Origin of the sequence: Streptomyces sp. IBSBF 3136 (genome assembly GCF_036815105.1) — a bacterium.
GTDB lineage: Bacteria > Actinomycetota > Actinomycetes > Streptomycetales > Streptomycetaceae > Streptomyces.
The window spans coordinates 1-568 of the sequence record NZ_JAJSZC010000498.1; the positions used below are offsets into that span (position 1 = coordinate 1).

Genomic DNA, 568 nt, shown 5'->3' on the forward strand with positions numbered 1-568 from the left:
ACGGACTGCCCGGCCACCCGCCCCTCGTCCTCCCCACCCACTTCAGCTGCGACGGGCCCCGCCTCCTCGTCCACCTCGCCCGTCCCAATCCGGTCTGGAAGGCGATCGAGCACGACCCGTGCGTCGTCCTCACCGTCATCGGTGACTACGCCTTCATCCCGGGCCCGTGGCGCGCCCCGGCCGGCACCCCGCCCCTCGACGGCGTCCCGACCAGCTACTACGCGGCCGTGCAGTTCACCTGTCGGGCCGCCATCGTCGACGATCCCGAGGCCAAGGCCGAACTGCTGCGCCGCCAGCTCGCCCACTTCCAGCCCGACGGCGACCACGCCGCCGTCGCCGTCGACCAGCCGCCCTACGGCCGGATGCTGTCCGGCATCCGCGGCCTGAGCCTGGAGATCACCGGCGTACGGGCCAAGTTCAAGTACGACGACCACAAGCCCGTCGAGCACCGCGCCGCCGTCGCCGACCACCTCACCGCGCGCGGCGAGGGCCTGGACGCGTCCGCCGCACGCCGGCAGCGCCGGCGCCTGGACCGCATGGGCCCCTGGAAGCAGTGACCCGCCCCTCC

The 568-nt window shown here is 74.1% G+C and carries 1 protein-coding gene; it reads left to right on the forward strand.

Features of this window, described 5'->3' with window-relative positions:
- The coding region (locus V7E45_RS40450; protein ID WP_333779272.1) for an FMN-binding negative transcriptional regulator at nucleotides 1-557 on the forward strand (557 nt) is incomplete at its 5' end.
- Nucleotides 558-568: the final 11 nt, after the last annotated feature.